This is a genomic window from Ekhidna sp. (genome assembly GCF_040220215.1).
Lineage (GTDB): Bacteria > Bacteroidota > Bacteroidia > Cytophagales > Cyclobacteriaceae > Ekhidna.
In genome coordinates, this window is sequence record NZ_JAVJTR010000016.1 from 365,356 (window position 1) to 382,703 (window position 17,348).

Here is a 17,348-nt window from a genome sequence, read left to right on the forward strand (position 1 = left end):
ATCCTTCTCAGTTTTCTGGGAAGGATTTTTTTTTGTAGTTCCCCAATGTGTACCGGTTCGCCCGTATCGACGGACCGTCCGGCCTTAGATATAAATCCTTTTCAGTTTTCTGGGAAGGATTTTTTGGTTTTGATAGTTCCTCGAGTACCGGTTCACCGTATAAACTGAACTTCTGGGCCTCAGGTACTCAAACCCTGCGCTGAAAAGAGAAGGGGTTTTGTATGATTGACTGTGCAGAGTGCTGGTTTGGCAGGCTACATTGATCAGATGGACTTCATTCATTAAAAATGCTTTTCGCTATCTTTATTCGTATGCCTAAGACTATCATTGTTTCGAATCGCCTGCCAGTAAAAATTCAACGAGTCCAGAAGAAATTTGAATTAAAACCTAGTGAGGGTGGGTTAGCTACAGGACTCGGATCTGTATATAAAGACGGGGATAACATCTGGTTGGGCTGGCCAGGACTTGCAGTAAATAAGGGTGAAGAGAGAGAAGCTATTACAGATAGCTTGATTTCTATGAATATGCGACCGGTTTTTTTGACTAAAAATGAAATTGAAGAGTATTATGAAGGATTTAGCAACGAGACACTCTGGCCCAACTTTCATTATTTCAATCAATACATTATTTATGATGATGCATTTTGGGCGGCCTACCAAAAGGTGAATAAAAAATTTGAAAAAGCGCTTGAGCAGGTCATTGAGGAAGGAGATACAGTCTGGATACATGACTATCAGCTTTTACTTCTTCCAACTTTGCTTCGCAATAAGTATCCTGATATAAGCATTGGTTTTTTTCTTCATATACCATTTCCATCCTATGAATCTTTTCGGTTATTGCCATGGAGAAGAGAGTTACTGGAGGGGATGTTGGGCTCAGATTTTATCGGATTTCATACCTATGATGATATGCGACATTTTCTTTCTTCAGTAAATCGTTTGGCTGGGATTGGCAATACAAATGGACGTATGAAAGTTGGTAATCGGCTGGTAATGGCAGATGCTTTGCCAATGGGGATCGACTATGACAAATACGCTGATGCGGCTGCTCATCCGGATACTTTATCGAGAGAAGTTAGATATCGAACGTCGTTAGGAGAAGTGCAATTGATACTTAGTATTGATCGGTTGGACTACTCAAAGGGTATTGCGCAACGCTTGGGAGCCTTTGAGAAATTCTTGGCTGAGAATCAGGAATTTGTAGGAAAAGTATCCCTATTGATGGTGGTAGTTCCTTCAAGGGATTCTGTACCAATGTATGCCAATTTAAAATCAGAGATTGAATTATTAGTAGGGCGGATCAATGGTCGGTTTGGTAGAATCAACTGGGCCCCAATCCATTATTTCTATCGAAGCTTCCCGCTACATGCTTTAAGCTCTTTTTATCGAATGGCTGATGTGGCACTGGTAACGCCACTTCGCGACGGTATGAACCTGGTTTGTAAAGAATATATTGCAAGTAAGCTCGACCAAAATGGAGTGTTGATCCTAAGTGAAATGGCTGGATCATCCAAGGAGTTATCTGATGCGATCCTAATTAACCCCAATGACGAAGGACAGATGGTCAAAGCTATGAAGGAGGCTCTGACCATGCCGCTTGCCGAAAGGAAGTCTAGAATGCAAATTATGCAGGCTTCATTACGCAGGTACAACATACACGCCTGGGTTAAGCTCTTTATGCAGCGATTGAACTATGTGAAGGAAGAGCAGGAAAATTTACAAACAAAACCACTCACTGATTTGATAAAGAATGAAATGCTTAAAGCCTATAAAAAAAGCAAAAAACGCATCATCTTTTTAGATTATGACGGGACGCTAGTTGGTTTTAAGGCCAATCCTTTGGATGCCGGACCGGACAAGGAATTGAAAGGGCTGATATATGATTTATGTCAAGATAAAAAGAATAGAGTGGTCATAATTAGCGGTAGGGACAGGCAGGTTCTTCATGGCTGGCTTTCCGATTTTCCGGTCGACTTCATCGCTGAACATGGGGTATGGAACAAAAAGCAAGGGGGCAAGTGGCGTAAGTTTGTTGAAGTAGATAATAGCTGGCAGGAAGAGTTTTATGCAATTCTTGAAAACTATGTAAACCGGACTCCAGGCTCGTTCATAGAAAGGAAAGATTACTCGCTCGTTTGGCACTATCGGAAAGTTGAAACGGGACTTGGTGAATTAAGATCACGAGAGCTCACGAGCCATCTGAAATACGTGTCCTCTGAAAGGGATATTCAGGTCCAGGAAGGCGACATGGTAATAGAAGTAAAAAATTCAAATGTGAATAAGGGTCTAGCTTCCGCTTCTTGGCTAAAGCAAGATAATTTTGACTTTTTTATGGCATGTGGTGATGATTGGACGGATGAAGATACCTTCATGGCCATGCCCGATTCAGCCCATACGGTCAAGGTGGGCGCAGCTTCTAGTTCTGCCAAGTATCGTGTAAAAGATTACAAAGAAATACGGGCCCTGCTGGAGCTCCTGGTCAATCGATAAAATCAGGTTTATCTAGCTTTCTTGAAATTCTACTCGCAGCATTTAATAACCCAACATGACTGTAAGCCTGAGGGAAATTGCCCCACATGCTACCATCTTTCGCATTTACATCTTCACTTAACAGACCCAGGTGATTCGAATAGCTGTTAAGTTGCTCAAAATAAGATAGTGCTTCATCGATTCGGCCAACACACGCCAGCGCTTCCACATACCAAAATGCGCATATCAAAAAGGTACTTTCGGGCATTCCAAAATCATCTTTGTGTTGGTATCTGTAAAATAGTCCATCTCCGGCGTGAAGTTCTTTTTCCATTGCTTTGAGATGGTTTTTTGCTTCTTCGGTATGACCGGGTAAGTAATTCATTAGAATCAATTGCAGGTTACTGGCATCCATGCGATCAACACCCACTGCCTGAGCATACGCTTTTTTCTTTTTCACATAGCACTTCTCAATCATGTTTGATGCTCTGGACTTGAGTTTTGTTGCCAATTGGCCTATTTTATCGTCTTTCAGCGTTCGAGCAATCTTTATTGCGGCGCTACTTCCGGCCCAATGAAAAAGATAAGTATAGCAATGCTGTTGAGCTAAGTTTCGAAACTCCCATAGACCTGCGTCCTTTTCATCAAAAGTTTTTTCAATCATTTTCAATGTCTTGTAGATGAGCTCCGGTGTATTGTACCGCTCATCGAAAATAATTCGCATGTCGTTAAATAATGGGAGAAGTGAGACAAGCACCTGACCATAAACATCATTTTGAATGTGAGTATAGGCATCATTCCCGACCCTTACAGGCTTATTATCGAGATAGCCGTTTAGTGGTAATTCCTGCTCGGTCAATACTTTTCTTCCATCAATACCATACAATGGCTGATACCGATCTACTTCTTCTGAAGTAGTATTTAAAATGTAGTGAAAGTACTTTTCGGACTCTTCGAAGTGGCCAATATTATTGAAAGCGTTCAAAGTGTAATAGCTGTCCCGCATCCAGCAAAATCTATAGTCCCAATTTCTGGTGCTGCCTGGACTTTCCGGAAGGCTTGTGGTCGTTGCTGCCACAATAGCACCGGTATCTTCATACTGATGGATTTTGAGAATCAGTGCTGACCGGATGGCTTTTCGCTGGTAGAAATTTACAATGTTGGCTGATTTGATCCAATTCTGCCAATATCTTGTTGTTTTGGTTAAAAAGGATTCACTGGTTTCTTCGAGGGCCGCTTCCAGTGACGGACCCCATGTTAGAACCAGATATTTGGTCTCATTTAGGACAAAACTTTGTTCGTCCATGATATGGGTCAGAGAGATATTGGTAGTCAGTCGCACAGAGGCCTCCAGCCCCAGGAACCGAATATGATTACTTCCAAAACTATGTTCTGGGGTCACATCCCCATAATTTCCCTGGGGTTTGCATGATACCACGATATTGGGAGATCCACTTAGCTTTTCTATTTTCCGAATCAGCATTAGTGGTTTGAAATATCGGTCTTGCTGAAAAAATCGCGGTGCGAAATCCGTGACTCTATATCTTCCAGTAGCACTTGTTATTTCCGTACAAAGGACATTCGTATTTTCTAAATAGTATTGGTTAGATTTTTTTACCCCTTCCGAGGGAGTGATAGAAAAGCTTCCTCCTTTTTGCGCATCCAGCATGCCACCAAAAATGAAACTACTATCAAACCTTGGCCAACACATCCATGCAATATTTGTGTCAGTCTGGATGTGTGCGGTGTATGCACAATTGCCTATTACTCCGGAGTTATAGATGTGTCTCGCCATTATTCTATTCTGATATGAGCGTTCAAATTATGGAGGATTGATGAAGAATTTTAAGATAATGGTGTAATTCTATGGGAATCTTCTTAAACCAAAGATGTAATAAATCAAACTTCGGGAATTGTTTACCAGTCCAACTAACTGATGGGTGAATCATTAAACTACGAAAACCACAATAGAATCGTTTTTAACTCCTGTTTATTAAAAATCTGATAAAAAACCAATGGATTTTTTGGAATTTTAATTGGTACACCATAAATTGGTCGACCAATTAATCAATTTATAGATGGAAATACTCAACAATTTCTCTCAAATAGAAGTCGAGTCACCGGTTGATAAAATTATCAAACAGATTAGAGATTTGATCACTTCTGGTCAATTAAATGCAGGTGATCGGTTACCTTCTGAGCGGAAGTTGAGTGAAAAACTAGGAGTTGGTCGTACACATCTCAGAGAGGCACTTCAGAAGCTTGAGTTCTATGGTATTCTAAAAACGAGACCTCAAAGTGGTACAGTAGTAGCCGGAATGGGCATACCTGCACTTGAAGGTCTCATTACTGACATGCTCGGGCTTCAAGGTCGAGATTTTAAGTCTTTAGTCGAAACAAGGGTGATACTTGAAACCAATATTGCTCAATTGGCTGCAGAAAATAGATCCGACGCAGATATTATTGAAATTGAAAATGCATTGAATGCTCATCGAGTGAAGATTGAGCACAATCAAGACGCAGTTGAAGAAGATTTGCTATTTCATCTCAAGATTGCTGAAGCAGGCAAGAATTCTGTACTCAATTCATTGATGCTCATCATCACTCCGGATATCATGCAATATTTTAAAAAGCATAATGTATGCGGAGAAGGTAGAGCTGAATTGGCGGTGAAACAACATGAGCGACTTTTACAACATATTGTAGATAGAAATCCTGACAAGGCTGGAGAAGCCTTGAAGGAGCATTTAAGAGAAATAAGTGAATATGTCAAAACGCTTAAAGACGGCATTAAGCTTAATGGAAATGGATCATTAACCTAATTAATAATAAAAGCATGAGAGTATCTAGTAAACTATAATAAAAAAAGGACCAACCAAGGGCTGATCCTTAAACTTTGAGTGGAGCAAAAAATAAGATATCAATTTGGCGATCGGTATTTATCTCAGGCTCCTTAGTTTGTTGCAAAAATACGAAAAGCACCTGCTTTAACCAATATTACTGTAACTCTCGCAAGGCCTTCATTTCCACTCGCAACCGATTAGTAATTATCAATTAATTAATTAAAAACCTTAATAATGAAAAGTATTTTACAATCTGCAGAACTTAAATTAAAGGTGAGAGTTGCTCTCATTTTGGTTTTGGTTCTTTGCACTTCGACACTATCCACGGCACAGAGTACCGTGTCTGGAACAGTTGTCGATGAAAATGGAGACGGAATACCGGGAGTGACTGTTCTTGAAAAAGGAACAGCCAATGGAACTATTACGAATGTAAATGGATCCTATACTGTATCTGTAGGGTCAAACGCTGTTTTAGTTTACACCTATGTTGGATTCGAGACTCAGGAAATTACGGTAGGAGAGCGAAGTACAATAGATGTTACTCTCTCAGAGAATCTTGAAGAACTGGAAGAAGTCGTAGTGGTGGGCTATGGTACCCAGAAGAAATCTCACCTCACAGGAGCCATTTCAAAAGTGGAGAATAAAAAGCTTGATCAGCTACCTGTTTCAAGGGTTGATGATGCCCTAATTGGGCAGGTGTCGGGGGTTAATATTCAAGCAACAAATGCGGAAGCGGGAGGTGCACCTACCATTACGATTAGAGGCGTGGGCTCAGTGACTGCTGACTCTGGTCCTGCTGTTATTGTAGATGGTATCGTTGTAAACTCTGATTTTCTTGCGAACCTGGATATGAATGATATTGCATCTTTTGAAGTGTTGAAAGATGCTGCATCGGCTGCTATATATGGTAGTGAAGGTTCCAATGGCGTAATAATGATTACCACAAAAAGTGGTAAAGCCGGTAAAACGAAGTTTAGCTACCAAACCTATCTGGGTAGAAAAGAAGCCCATGGTAGTGATGATTATAGAAAGAGTGTTTCTGACTGGCTTGCTTTCGAAAGAGCTCAAACCGGTGAGCTAAGTGAAGAATCTCTATATATGCAGCAAATTGTTGCACTTACTGGGGTTGATAGAGACTGGCAAGACGTTTTCTTCGATGGTGGATATATCCAAAGTCATTCATTATCTGCCAGAGGTGGAAACGAAAGAACAACCTTTAGTGGGTCTTTGAGATACCTCCATGATGAAGGAGTGATCATCACTGATGACTATAAGTTTTATAGCGGGAGAATTAAAATAGATTCAAAGGTTAATGACAGAGTCACTTTTGGGATTAACATGAACCCTTCATACTCAGCTCAAAGAAGTTTACCTACATCCATACACAATCCTACTCGTCAATCACCATGGTTGCCTATTTATCATACAGAAGCAACCCTACAATTAATAGATAGGGGATCATATCCGAATGTGGGAGTAGGTGATTACTTCTGGGAAAACCACTTGATTGAATTGGACTTTGACGGTGATGGAAGTGATACACGTCCTCGTACTTCAGGTGACTCAAACCCATACCAACAGTATGTAGAGAGAGAGCACTGGGAGTATGAAACAACTCTATTTGGCTCTACATATCTAAGTGTAGATATCATTAAAGGGCTTACAGCAAAAACGTCACTAGCGACAACAGTAGAGCAAAGAAAGCGTGAAAGATGGGATGGTACCAACTACCATGCAGCTGGTGCGAGTAGATCACAATACTATTTGCAAAACAGGTTCCGAACAAGAATTATATCTGATAACACCCTGAATTATAATAAGGATATTGGTGATCATGAATTCGGTGCGCTTGCTGGTGTTACCATCCAACAAAGAAGAAGCAATATTAGTGAGGGTACAGGAGTGGGTTATACAAATGATTTGCTCAAAAACTTAGAAGGAGCAACGCTGATTACTGAACCAGCCGAGATTAATAGCCTGTATAATAAGATTGGTTATTTCGCTCGAATAAACTACGTATTTGCAGGAAAATATTTATTCAATGCCTCATTCAGGCGAGATGGTAGTTCCGTGTTTGGTCCAAACTCAAAATACGGAAATTTCCCGGCTGTATCAGTGGGTTGGAATGTTGCTGATGAGGACTTTCTGGCAGGAAATAATATTGTTAGCAATTTGAAGCTTCGTGTAAGCTATGGAGAAACTGGATCTGAGAGATTTAGTGTAGGTAATGATGTCGTGAATAGATGGCCTTATCTGGCTTTATTAGATAATACCAATGCTATTATTGATGGTCAAGTCGTTAATGGAGTTGCACCACTAAACATTGCAAATTCTGTTTTGCAATGGGAAGCTTCAAGAGAATTTAATCCCGGAATAGATTTTGGATTTTTAGAAAATAGATTCTCCGGATCCTTGGATTTTTACTCAAGAACAAGTGAGAGCTTGCTTTTAGAGAATCCGGTTTCTTATGTCACAGGATTTACATCAGGAATTGTTAATCTCGGCGAGGTTCGAAATCAGGGTTGGGAATTAGAGGTGCGTACCATTAATATGAATCAAAATGGGTTTAAATGGAGCACCACTTTGATCAGCTCAACAAATCAAAATGAGTTGCTGGCATTTGGTGATTCAGATGGCGCATTGATTCAGGATACGTATGGTAGAAATTCCCAATGGATTAACAAAATCGGCAATCCTATATCTGCTTTTTATGGCTATGTAGTTGATACCGAAAAATATAATGATGCTGAATTTAGGGTAGCCTATGTTGACAAGCCATGGAACAGAATTAATGGTCAGGCAGAGGATGTAATAGTACGAGACCTAAATGGTGATGGAAGAATTACCGAGGACGATAAGACTATTCTCGGAGATCCTTATCCGGATTTATTGGCCAGCATAACCAATGAATTTACTTACAAAGATTTTGATCTATCCTTTATGGTTCAAGGGAGTTTTGGAGCTCAAGTGAATAATATAGGAGATCAATATTTCTTTAATTGGTTTGGTAACAGCACACGATCGGGGGGTGCTGAACAAGCAGTAGCTGATGGCTTGGTGCCTCATGAGTCTTTCATTCAGGAAAAAGTACTAACCAGTGAGGTTATTGCAAGCGCAGATTATGTTTCATTAAGAAATGTAACAGCTGGTTATAATATGCCGGCCAGACTGACTACAAAAATAGGAGTGCAGGGACTAAGAGTGTATGTGTCTGGACAGAATTTGATTTACAAAACAGCGTCTGACTACCATGGTTTCAACCCGGAACATATCGATGATAATAATCCAAGAGCTTATGGAGCTCAGAGAGCAGGAACGCCACTGTTTAGGACATTCACATTAGGTCTAAACGTTGACTTTTAATTAATAAAAGAATTTGATCATGAAAAAGTTAAAATATTTAGTAATTGCCGTTGCAGCTACAGCTTTCACCTCTTGTGGAGATGATTTTTTAAATCCACTGCCTGATACAGCAGTATCTGTGGAGTCATTCTTTGCATCAGATGATGACATCTTAGCTGGTATATATGGCATTTATGATGCCCTGCAAGGGACCAACGAGAGTACAGAAACGAATATTGGCAATGCTAATAGAGGCGTTCAATTTGAGCACCTTTTGACTGAGCATCGAACGGATAATACCAGAAATGCTACGTTGGAAGGTTCTAAGTCTGATTTTCACAGATATGTAGTAGAAGCGGTAAATGTAGAATCTGAAGATTATTATCAGTCTATGTATGAAGTTATTTTCAGAGCAAATAACATGCTTACTTATGTTGATGTTGCTGATGAAAGCAATCAAGCACGATACACAGCTGAAGCGAAATTTTTGAGAGCATATGCATATTTCAAATTAGTACGATTGTACGGAGATGTACCTTTAGTTACAGAACCAATCGATCCTACAAATGAGACTGCTTTATTTACCAGGATTCCAGAAGCTGAAGTTTACGCTCAAATCATTGAAGACTTACAGGAAGCTGTCAATGTCTTGGACAATTCGCATAAATCTAGAGCCTCTAAGGCAGCAGCGCAGGGAATATTAGCAAAAGTTTATTTATCTCAGGCAACACCTAATTATGCTGATGCGGAAGCTTTATGTGAAGACATTATTGCAGCTGGAGGATATAGTTTAATGTCGGATTATAATGATGTGTTTTATTCAGAATTGAATGATGAAATCATCTTTGCAATACAATATCAATCGAGCAATGCTGAGGAAAGTCAAGGTTTTTCAGCTGAGTTTACATCTTTCGTTCGGGCCGGTAGAGATGATGGCCAAAACATCGTCAATGAAAATTTGTATAATGATTTTGCTGCGATTGGGGGCAATAGAACTGCTGTTTCAATTACAGATATTAATGGGGAGCTTGATAACACCGAGAATGAGGTAGCCAAGTTTTTACCAGAAGGTACAGTCATAGAGCCAGGTAACATCGATTACGGTGTTGGACGAAATGCCGGTAACGATTACATAGCGCTTCGATATGCAGATGTATTGCTATTACATGTGGAAGCGACGATGGCCGGAGCTCCGGCTACCGTTGATCCGGATGCATTGGCGTCTTTTCAAGCAGTTAGAGATCGAGCGGGATTGACAGCTACAGTTACTTCAGTTACCAAACAAGATTTGATGACTGAAAGAAGGGTAGAGTTGGCCTTTGAAAATCAACGCTACTTTGATCTAAAGAGGTTCGGTGAATTTGAAAATGTACTTTCAGCCCATGCTGATGAAATGGGATACGTGTGGGATATAAATAACGCCAGGTTCTTACCAATTCCGCAAAGGGAAATCAACCTAAGTGGAGGCCTTCTCACTCAGAATCTTGGTTATTAAAATTTAAATAAGTGAGTTATGAAAAATATGATTATAAATATCAGTAAAACATTAAGGTTAACCTTGACGATTGCTGCCGCGGCTTTTGTGAGCTGTGAGTTTAGACCTGAGTTACCAGAGCCAGGTTCTATCCCTGACGAAACTCCTCCGTCAGCTAGTTTTGAGAGTATCCCAACTGCTGAGGATTTTAGGGTAATTAGGTTTACTAACACGTCTTCTGAGGCAACCCATTACTTATGGGACTTTGGACCCGATGGTGTGGTATGTGTTGAAGATGAAGATGGAACTATCGTTTGTGGTACAGAGACAACCACTACAGCTGAAAATACATATGCGAAATTTGAAGCTGGAGAGGGTACCTATGCAGTAAGTTTGACCGCTCTTGATGCGAATAACGCATCAAATACCATCGAGGTTGAGATCGAAATAATTGATGAATTTGTACCGCTCCCGGTAACGGTTTTGAATGGAGATTTTGAAGATGGTAGTGATAATTGGAAAATTTCATTTTCTAATGGGTGGGACAATAACGGTTTCGAGTCAAGCTCTGATGGATCTAATACACTATACGATGGATCTGACAATGGCTCCAAAACAAGAGGTGCTAAATGGAATGCAACGAGATCAGTGGGAAGCTTAGCTTCTTCTAACACAAGAGTTGCATATCAACCAGTTGTTGTGTCCCCTTCCTCAGATGAGCGTACTGTTGAATACATCCTTGAATTCGAATATGCAATTAAAGATGATGTTGCAACCGATCCGGCTGAAGGAAGAGTAGTTATCGCCGATATTGTTTCAGGTCATTATACCGATGGCTGGGAAGCTTATCAGCAAACTGATCGAGGTGGAGGAACTAGTCTCCTACACATGGAAGTGTCGGAGAGAAAAGGAAAGGGAAACTTTACGGTAGTTACCGGAGAGTTTACTGCTCCAGAAAGCGGTTTGGTATCCATTATGCTGTCGGCCATTACACCAGTTGATGTCTACGTAGATAACGTTAAAGTTTATCCGGTTAACTAACCTGTAACGTCACAATTAAACGTACAATTAAGATTTTAATATTATGAATTATATAAAAAAAGGAATCGGGGCTTTGCTTATTGCAGGACTTATAGCGGCATGTAGCGATGATGATAAGGCGAATCCATCTGGTCTTTCTAAGATCACATTTTCGAGCTTTTCTACCGAAGCATCCGGAGACGGTACAATTATTACGGTTGATCCTGTATCCATAGGCGCTTCATCTTTCGTAGTGGATTTTGGAGATCCAAGTAGCGAGGATGATGTACTCACAATTGAAGAGCAAGAAGGTACGGTCTCGTATGATTACCCAAATGTTGAAGAAGAGGTTACCTATACAATTACTGTAACCGCACAGTCTGATGAAGGGTTACCATCTGTTACGAAGACACAAGATGTAGTTGTTATGCATACAGTCATTCAGTCAATCAGTACAGTGCCGCAATCATCTACATTAAGGGATGCAAATGTTTTTGCTTTGTTTAGTGATGGGTTCGAATTCAACGGTGATTTATATAGCTGGGAGCATGGTGAAGCTGCTTCAGGAGGAATACCCATTGATGTTGATGGAAATCAAGTTGCGCAATTTTCAAGGCTAGGCATTTCTCCAGGTTCTATGGAAGTATCAACTGTCGATCCTGCAAATGCCATTATCGGTGTGGTAGCTGTTACAGATATTCATTTCGATGTATATTCTGAGTTTGCGCAAGGGATAGATCTGTTAAAAGTAACCATTGTAAATGAAGGAGGATCTTCTACCTATGTTGTAGATGGTTTAGCGCTGACAGATGGAGAGTGGATGGGTTTTGATTTGAATTTAGCAACAGGTTTCTCTGGAGCGGTTGAAGCGATAGACGAAATACGATTTGAATTGGGATCTGGTGGTACAGCAAATGATCATGCAACCATTTTCGTAGACAATGTATATCTGTATAAGACGACAGGATCAGAAGTTTTAAATGGTGATTTTGAGGCGGATAACAATATTTGGAGATTCCCTCTCTTCTCTGATGAATCTACTACGAACCCATATGGTTCTAGTTCAGATGGCTCAGATTTTGATATAAATGGAAATGATACCGGAGATAAAACAAGTGGTGCTAAATGGAGTTCGAGTCAATCTGGAGGAATAGGAGACTTTAGGACTCCAGATTCCAGATATGCCTATCAGGAGCTTGCTTTAACACCAAATACAGATTATGTTCTGGAATATCAATATGCTATTAGAGAAGGTGATGTAGCCGCTTTAGACGGAAACAAAGTAGTCGGATTGGTTATGAATGGGTTATATGTTGATGGTGTAGAAGCCGTTAATGAAATAGCTTCCAATAACCTCGGATTTCATGAAGGATTTATTGCAGAAGGTAAATTCAATGAAACAGTTAATGATTATGGCACATTTGTTCAAATACCTTTTACTTCAAATGCAACTGGAGATGTCTCTATAATGTTTTATGCTAATACTGCTGTAGATGCCTACGTTGATAATGTAAAGGTGAAAGAAGCAGCGAGCGTTACTGCACCCAATGCAGCGTTTTCTTCGGAAGCGACTGCAGGAAATCATTTAGAATATACGTTTATGAACGAATCAATAAATGCGAGTTCATTTGAATGGGATTTTGGTGATGGAAATAAGTCTACTGATAAGTCTCCAACATATACATACGCTAGTACTGGTGTCTATAATGTAGTGCTTACTGCTACGAATGCATCAGGCAGTGTAACGTCTAGTGAAACGATTACGGTCTTTGACCCTGCGGGTGGAGCTACATTTGCTGCAGTTTTACAAAATGCGGATTTTGAGACGTATCCAACTGCTGAGAATAATAGCAATGATTTGGTTGATGCCTGGACAATTGATCCGGACAACACCTTCAATGATGGATCCGATACTCCTTTTAATTTTTGGAGAAATGACGCATTAGAAGATTGGGTTTCTGATCCAGCTAATATTGCCGGAGCTTCAACAGATAAAGCAAGCTCGTCAAGTACAAATGCTCAGTCCGCAGGAGGCACATCTGGCAGGTCACTTAAGTTTGATAGCCCTGGTGAAAGAGCCTATCAGCCATTTGAAGTTGAGGAAGGTGTAGAATATTCCATTTCTGTTTTTGTAAAATCGGAAACAACACCCGTGACTGATGTAGAAGGAACATTCTACATACTACACAGTGAGCCTGCTGATGAAACGGATTTAGCTTCATTTGCAATCACCACAGTTCCTGTGACAGCAACAGCAGTTGATACCTGGCAGAATGTTTCATTTGATTTTACTGTCAATTCGACGTTTAGCTATCCTCAAAGCAGAGTAGATGAAAGTACCGCAGATATTTTGACTTCAACAGATCAAAAATTTGTCATCTTCTATTTTGTTCCTACTAATACAGTAACAACTGACAATGAGGTATGGATCACGGATGTTGTGATTGACACACCAGGGTTTTAGTAAGATTTCGAGAATAACATAGTAGGTTAATTTTCTCATATAGCAATTGTACCAGGAGTGGTGTCTAAGTGACACCACTCCAGGTCAATTTATTGAATAAACGATTGTATAAATGGACAGAAATAGCGAAAAATACATTTTGACAGAGGAGGTGGATTGGGAAGAGTTCGGAGGAGGCGTTTCCAGAAAGTTCCTTGGGTATGACAATCAAATCATGATGGTCTTAGTGAAGTTTGAGAAAGGAGCTTTGGGTTCACCTCACAGCCACTTCCACACCCAAGCGACTTATTGTGTATCTGGGAAGTTTGAATTTGAAATTGATGGAGTTAAGCAAATTGTAAAAGGAGGAGATGGTGTTTACATCGAACCCAATCTTTTGCACAGTGCAGTTTGTCTGGAAGAGGGAATGTTGATCGATACATTCAGCCCAGTAAGAGAGGATTTCCTAAGTGGGGTCGGTCCTTCATATTTCAGTGATAAAGATTAACAACAGTAACAACCTAATTAATGAAAGTACGAGGACTTAGATGGTGGATTATCGGACTGGTTTGTCTGGCTACCATTATTAACTACATCGATCGTTCAGCACTGGCCATTATGTGGCCGGATATCTCGAGTGATCTGGACATGGACAAGAACGATTATGCACTTATCCTCAACATCTTTTTGGTGGCTTATGCTGTAGGACAATCTGTGTCAGGCAAAATGTTTGACAAGATTGGAACAAAGGCTGGTTTCGTGGTTTCGATTACTGTATGGGGATTAGCTACAGCGCTACATGCATTTGCAAGAGGCGTACTTTCATTTAGTTTTTTTAGAGTTTTATTGGGACTTGGAGAGGCTGGAAACTGGCCGGGTGCTGTGAAAAGTAATGCAGAATGGTTTCCATCAAAAGAGCGAGCTCTAGCTCAAGGAATCTTCAATTCTGGTGCCGCAATGGGATCGATAGTGGCGCCACCTTTGATTGCAATTGTATGGGTAGCAATAGGATGGGAGATGACTTTCGTACTACTAGGTATGTTAGGCTTATTATGGGTAATTCCCTGGGTGATATTCAATAAAGCACTTCCATCTCAGCATAGCTGGATTACGGAAGAGGAGAGGAATTTCATAATGTCGGGAATTGAGCAAAAGAATGAACAGGCAGATAAGCCGGGGTTGAGCATGTTGAAAATTTTATCTCATCGTGAATCATGGGCAGTTTTGGCATCAAGGTTCTTTGTAGAGCCCATATGGTGGCTATTTGTAGGTTGGATGCCCATTTACCTTGCTGACGTTTACGGATTCAATGTGAAAGAGATTGGATTCTTTGCTTGGGTACCCTATGTAGGTGCGGCTATTGGAAGTCTATCAGGAGGATATTACTCTGGAAGACTCATGATTAAAGGAGCGTCTGTTGATCAGGCAAGAAAGAAGACGATTCTTGTAGGTTGCATCATCATGTTTGTCGGGATGGCAGCTACTATTTTGTATGGTAATACACCTGAAAAATTCGTAGGAATAGTCGCTCTGGTGCTTTTTGGATTTCAATTTGTAATCTCGAATATTCAAACCATTCCTAGTGACTTGTTTAGTGGTAAATCGGTTGGCTCTCTGGCCGGATTGGGAGGTACGGTTGGAATCTTTTCCGTGATCATAATGAACTTCCTGGTTCCGGTAATTACAGACAATTATTCATACACTCCAATCTTCATCATGATTGCTGTATTTGTGCCTCTGGGGTACCTATCAATCAACTTTTTTGCAAAAGAAATTAAGCCAATTGGCTAGATATAAAAATTTTAAACGAATAGAAAATGACAAATAAATCAGATAATAAAATAGCTATAGTAACAGGTGCAACCGGAGGAATTGGTTTCGAAGTAGCCAAAAGACTAGGTCATGATGGATACACTGTTATTTTAAATGGTATTGAAGACGAAGTAGGTGCTAAAAGAGTGGACGAACTTTCCAAAGAAGGTATCAATGCTGAGTACTATGGTTTTGATGTTACAAACGAAGAGGAAGTAAACCAAAACATCAAAGCCATTGGTGATAAGTATGGCAAAATTGACGTGTTGGTAAATAATGCCGGAGGTCTTGGAGGTAGATCCAGATTCGAAGAAATGACTACTGAGTTTTATAGAAAGGTCATGGCGCTTAATCTTGATTCGGTATTTTTTACCTCTAGAGCGGCTATACCATACCTCAAAAAAGGAGATGATGCAACGATCATCAATTACACTTCCAATGCAGGGTGGAATGCAGGTGGCCCGGGTGCAGGCATTTACGGAACGTCTAAAGCGGGGGTTCATGCAATCACAAGAGCACTGGCGAAAGATTTGGCAGAATATGGTATCAGAGTCAATGCGGTTTCACCCGGAACGATTGATACACCTTTCCATGCACAGATCAAACAGACCAAACCAGAAGTCTTTGCATCGTGGAAGAATAACATCTTGCTCGGAAGGTTAGGACAACCTGAGGAGGTGGCAAGTGTAGTTTCTTTCCTGGCTAGCAAGGATGCGTCCTTCATGACAGCTGAAACCGTACAGATAGGTGGAGGACAGGCGTTAGGAATATAAATGAAAAAGAGCTGAAGAATAATTACAGGGAGGCTATGAATCTAAAGTATTCAATGACCTCCCTTTTTTGATCCTTTTATAACTACTTATGAAAATATACAGCAGATTTATATCTACACTAATTCCCTTCAGTGTATTATTTTGTTTGATTAACTGCACTGCACCATCAAAAAAAGAAGAAGAAAAAGCAGCTGAGCAGAAGGTGTATGCCAGTGATTTTATCCCATTTTTCAACCATTGGAACCTGATTTTAGGAGATGGCTCAAATGCCGGTCCAGCCATCGACTTTGAGCATGAAGATTTCTTTTTCACAGCAAGTGATGAAGCGGGAGATTGGGTGGTCTTTAAAGCACCGAACGCCGGAAATACGCATGGAACTTCGAACAACACCAGAACGGAGTTGGCTCAGTTGAAGAAATGGTATCCAATGTCCAACGCAAAATTGACAGCCACACTCAAAGTCATGAACGTTTCAGCAACGGGTGATGCACGAGTGGCAGCTACTCATGCGGTAGTGGTGGGACAGATTCATAGCGCTGATGGACATGAGAATGAACCCCTTAAAATATTTTACAAGAAATTCCCCGGTCATACCAAAGGCTCTGTTTTCTGGCACTACGAAATCAACACCGAAGGTGACGACAATTCAGGAAGATGGGATTACTCACAAGCAGTTTGGGGACATGACTTTTCTGTAGTAGGAACTGAGGAAAACGTTTATCCTGAGGAACCTGAAGAAGGAATAGAGCTAGGTGAAGAATTTAGTTATGTGATCGAAGTACGGGATGGGTTGATGTACCTGACTTTTTCGAGTGAAGGACATGAAACCAAAACGTTCACTAAAAATTTGACCCAATCCGAATACACAACACCGGATGATATTCCACTGCAAACTCAAAACCTGTTTGTACCAATTGGTCAAGGAGGAGTGGAACGAGAAAATGCCTATGCTGAAGAAGGCCTATTCTTCAAACTTGGATCATATAATCAGACCAATGGAAAGTCACCGGAAGTCAACCCAATCTGGTGTTCCGGTGCGGAGACGTTTGATGGAGACATTCAAAAACAGTATGAAACCGGTAATTATGCCGAGGTTTGGTTCAAAGTAGCCACCATTCAAGTCGGTGAGGACGCTGTGTCTAATGAAGGATATTTTATAAAAAATGATTGAAA

11 protein-coding genes are annotated in these 17,348 nt (G+C 40.5%); 10 read left to right on the forward strand and 1 reads right to left on the reverse strand.

What is annotated here, in order from left to right; genetic code table 11:
• Positions 1–311 precede the first annotated feature (311 nt).
• Positions 312–2,489, forward strand: a complete 2,178-nt coding sequence (locus RIC88_RS10255; RefSeq protein WP_350217450.1) for a bifunctional alpha,alpha-trehalose-phosphate synthase (UDP-forming)/trehalose-phosphatase — start codon at positions 312–314, stop codon at positions 2,487–2,489.
• Here RIC88_RS10255 and RIC88_RS10260 read toward each other — a convergent pair.
• Positions 2,479–4,263 (reverse strand): glycoside hydrolase family 15 protein, encoded by a 1,785-nt coding sequence (locus tag RIC88_RS10260; protein ID WP_350217451.1) that lies wholly within the window; start codon positions 4,261–4,263, stop codon positions 2,479–2,481. The two genes, RIC88_RS10255 and RIC88_RS10260, sit on opposite strands and share 11 nt — an antisense overlap.
• Before the next feature lie 283 nt (positions 4,264–4,546).
• Between RIC88_RS10260 and RIC88_RS10265 the strand changes: the two genes are divergently transcribed.
• The 9 genes from RIC88_RS10265 to RIC88_RS10305 all read left to right on the forward strand — a co-directional run bounded on the left by RIC88_RS10265 (position 4,547) and on the right by RIC88_RS10305 (position 17,346).
• Positions 4,547–5,290 carry a FadR/GntR family transcriptional regulator gene (locus RIC88_RS10265; RefSeq protein ID WP_350217452.1) on the forward strand — a complete coding sequence of 248 codons (744 nt, stop codon included), beginning with the start codon at positions 4,547–4,549 and terminating at the stop codon, positions 5,288–5,290.
• A 255-nt stretch (positions 5,291–5,545) separates the two neighbouring features.
• Entirely contained in the window at positions 5,546–8,674 is a 3,129-nt protein-coding gene (locus RIC88_RS10270; RefSeq protein ID WP_350217453.1) for a SusC/RagA family TonB-linked outer membrane protein, read from the forward strand.
• Positions 8,675–8,693: 19 nt separating this feature from the next.
• A complete protein-coding gene (locus RIC88_RS10275; protein WP_350217454.1) occupies positions 8,694–10,148 on the forward strand; it encodes a RagB/SusD family nutrient uptake outer membrane protein in 1,455 nt (484 codons plus the stop codon).
• Positions 10,149–10,166: 18 nt separating this feature from the next.
• Positions 10,167–11,168, forward strand: a complete 1,002-nt coding sequence (locus tag RIC88_RS10280; RefSeq protein WP_350217455.1) for a hypothetical protein — start codon at positions 10,167–10,169, stop codon at positions 11,166–11,168.
• Between the two features lie 43 nt (positions 11,169–11,211).
• Entirely contained in the window at positions 11,212–13,611 is a 2,400-nt protein-coding gene (locus tag RIC88_RS10285) for a PKD domain-containing protein (protein ID WP_350217456.1), read from the forward strand.
• A gap of 112 nt (positions 13,612–13,723) precedes the next feature.
• Entirely contained in the window at positions 13,724–14,098 is a 375-nt protein-coding gene (locus tag RIC88_RS10290; RefSeq protein ID WP_350217457.1) for a cupin domain-containing protein, read from the forward strand.
• Between the two features lie 20 nt (positions 14,099–14,118).
• The gene (locus tag RIC88_RS10295; protein ID WP_350217458.1) at positions 14,119–15,381 is read left to right on the forward strand and encodes an MFS transporter; all 1,263 of its coding nucleotides are present in this window, start codon (positions 14,119–14,121) and stop codon (positions 15,379–15,381) included.
• Positions 15,382–15,407: 26 nt separating this feature from the next.
• Entirely contained in the window at positions 15,408–16,175 is a 768-nt protein-coding gene (locus RIC88_RS10300) for an SDR family NAD(P)-dependent oxidoreductase (RefSeq protein ID WP_350217459.1), read from the forward strand.
• Positions 16,176–16,263: 88 nt separating this feature from the next.
• Positions 16,264–17,346 (forward strand): polysaccharide lyase family 7 protein, encoded by a 1,083-nt coding sequence (locus RIC88_RS10305; protein ID WP_350217460.1) that lies wholly within the window; start codon positions 16,264–16,266, stop codon positions 17,344–17,346.
• Positions 17,347–17,348: the final 2 nt, after the last annotated feature.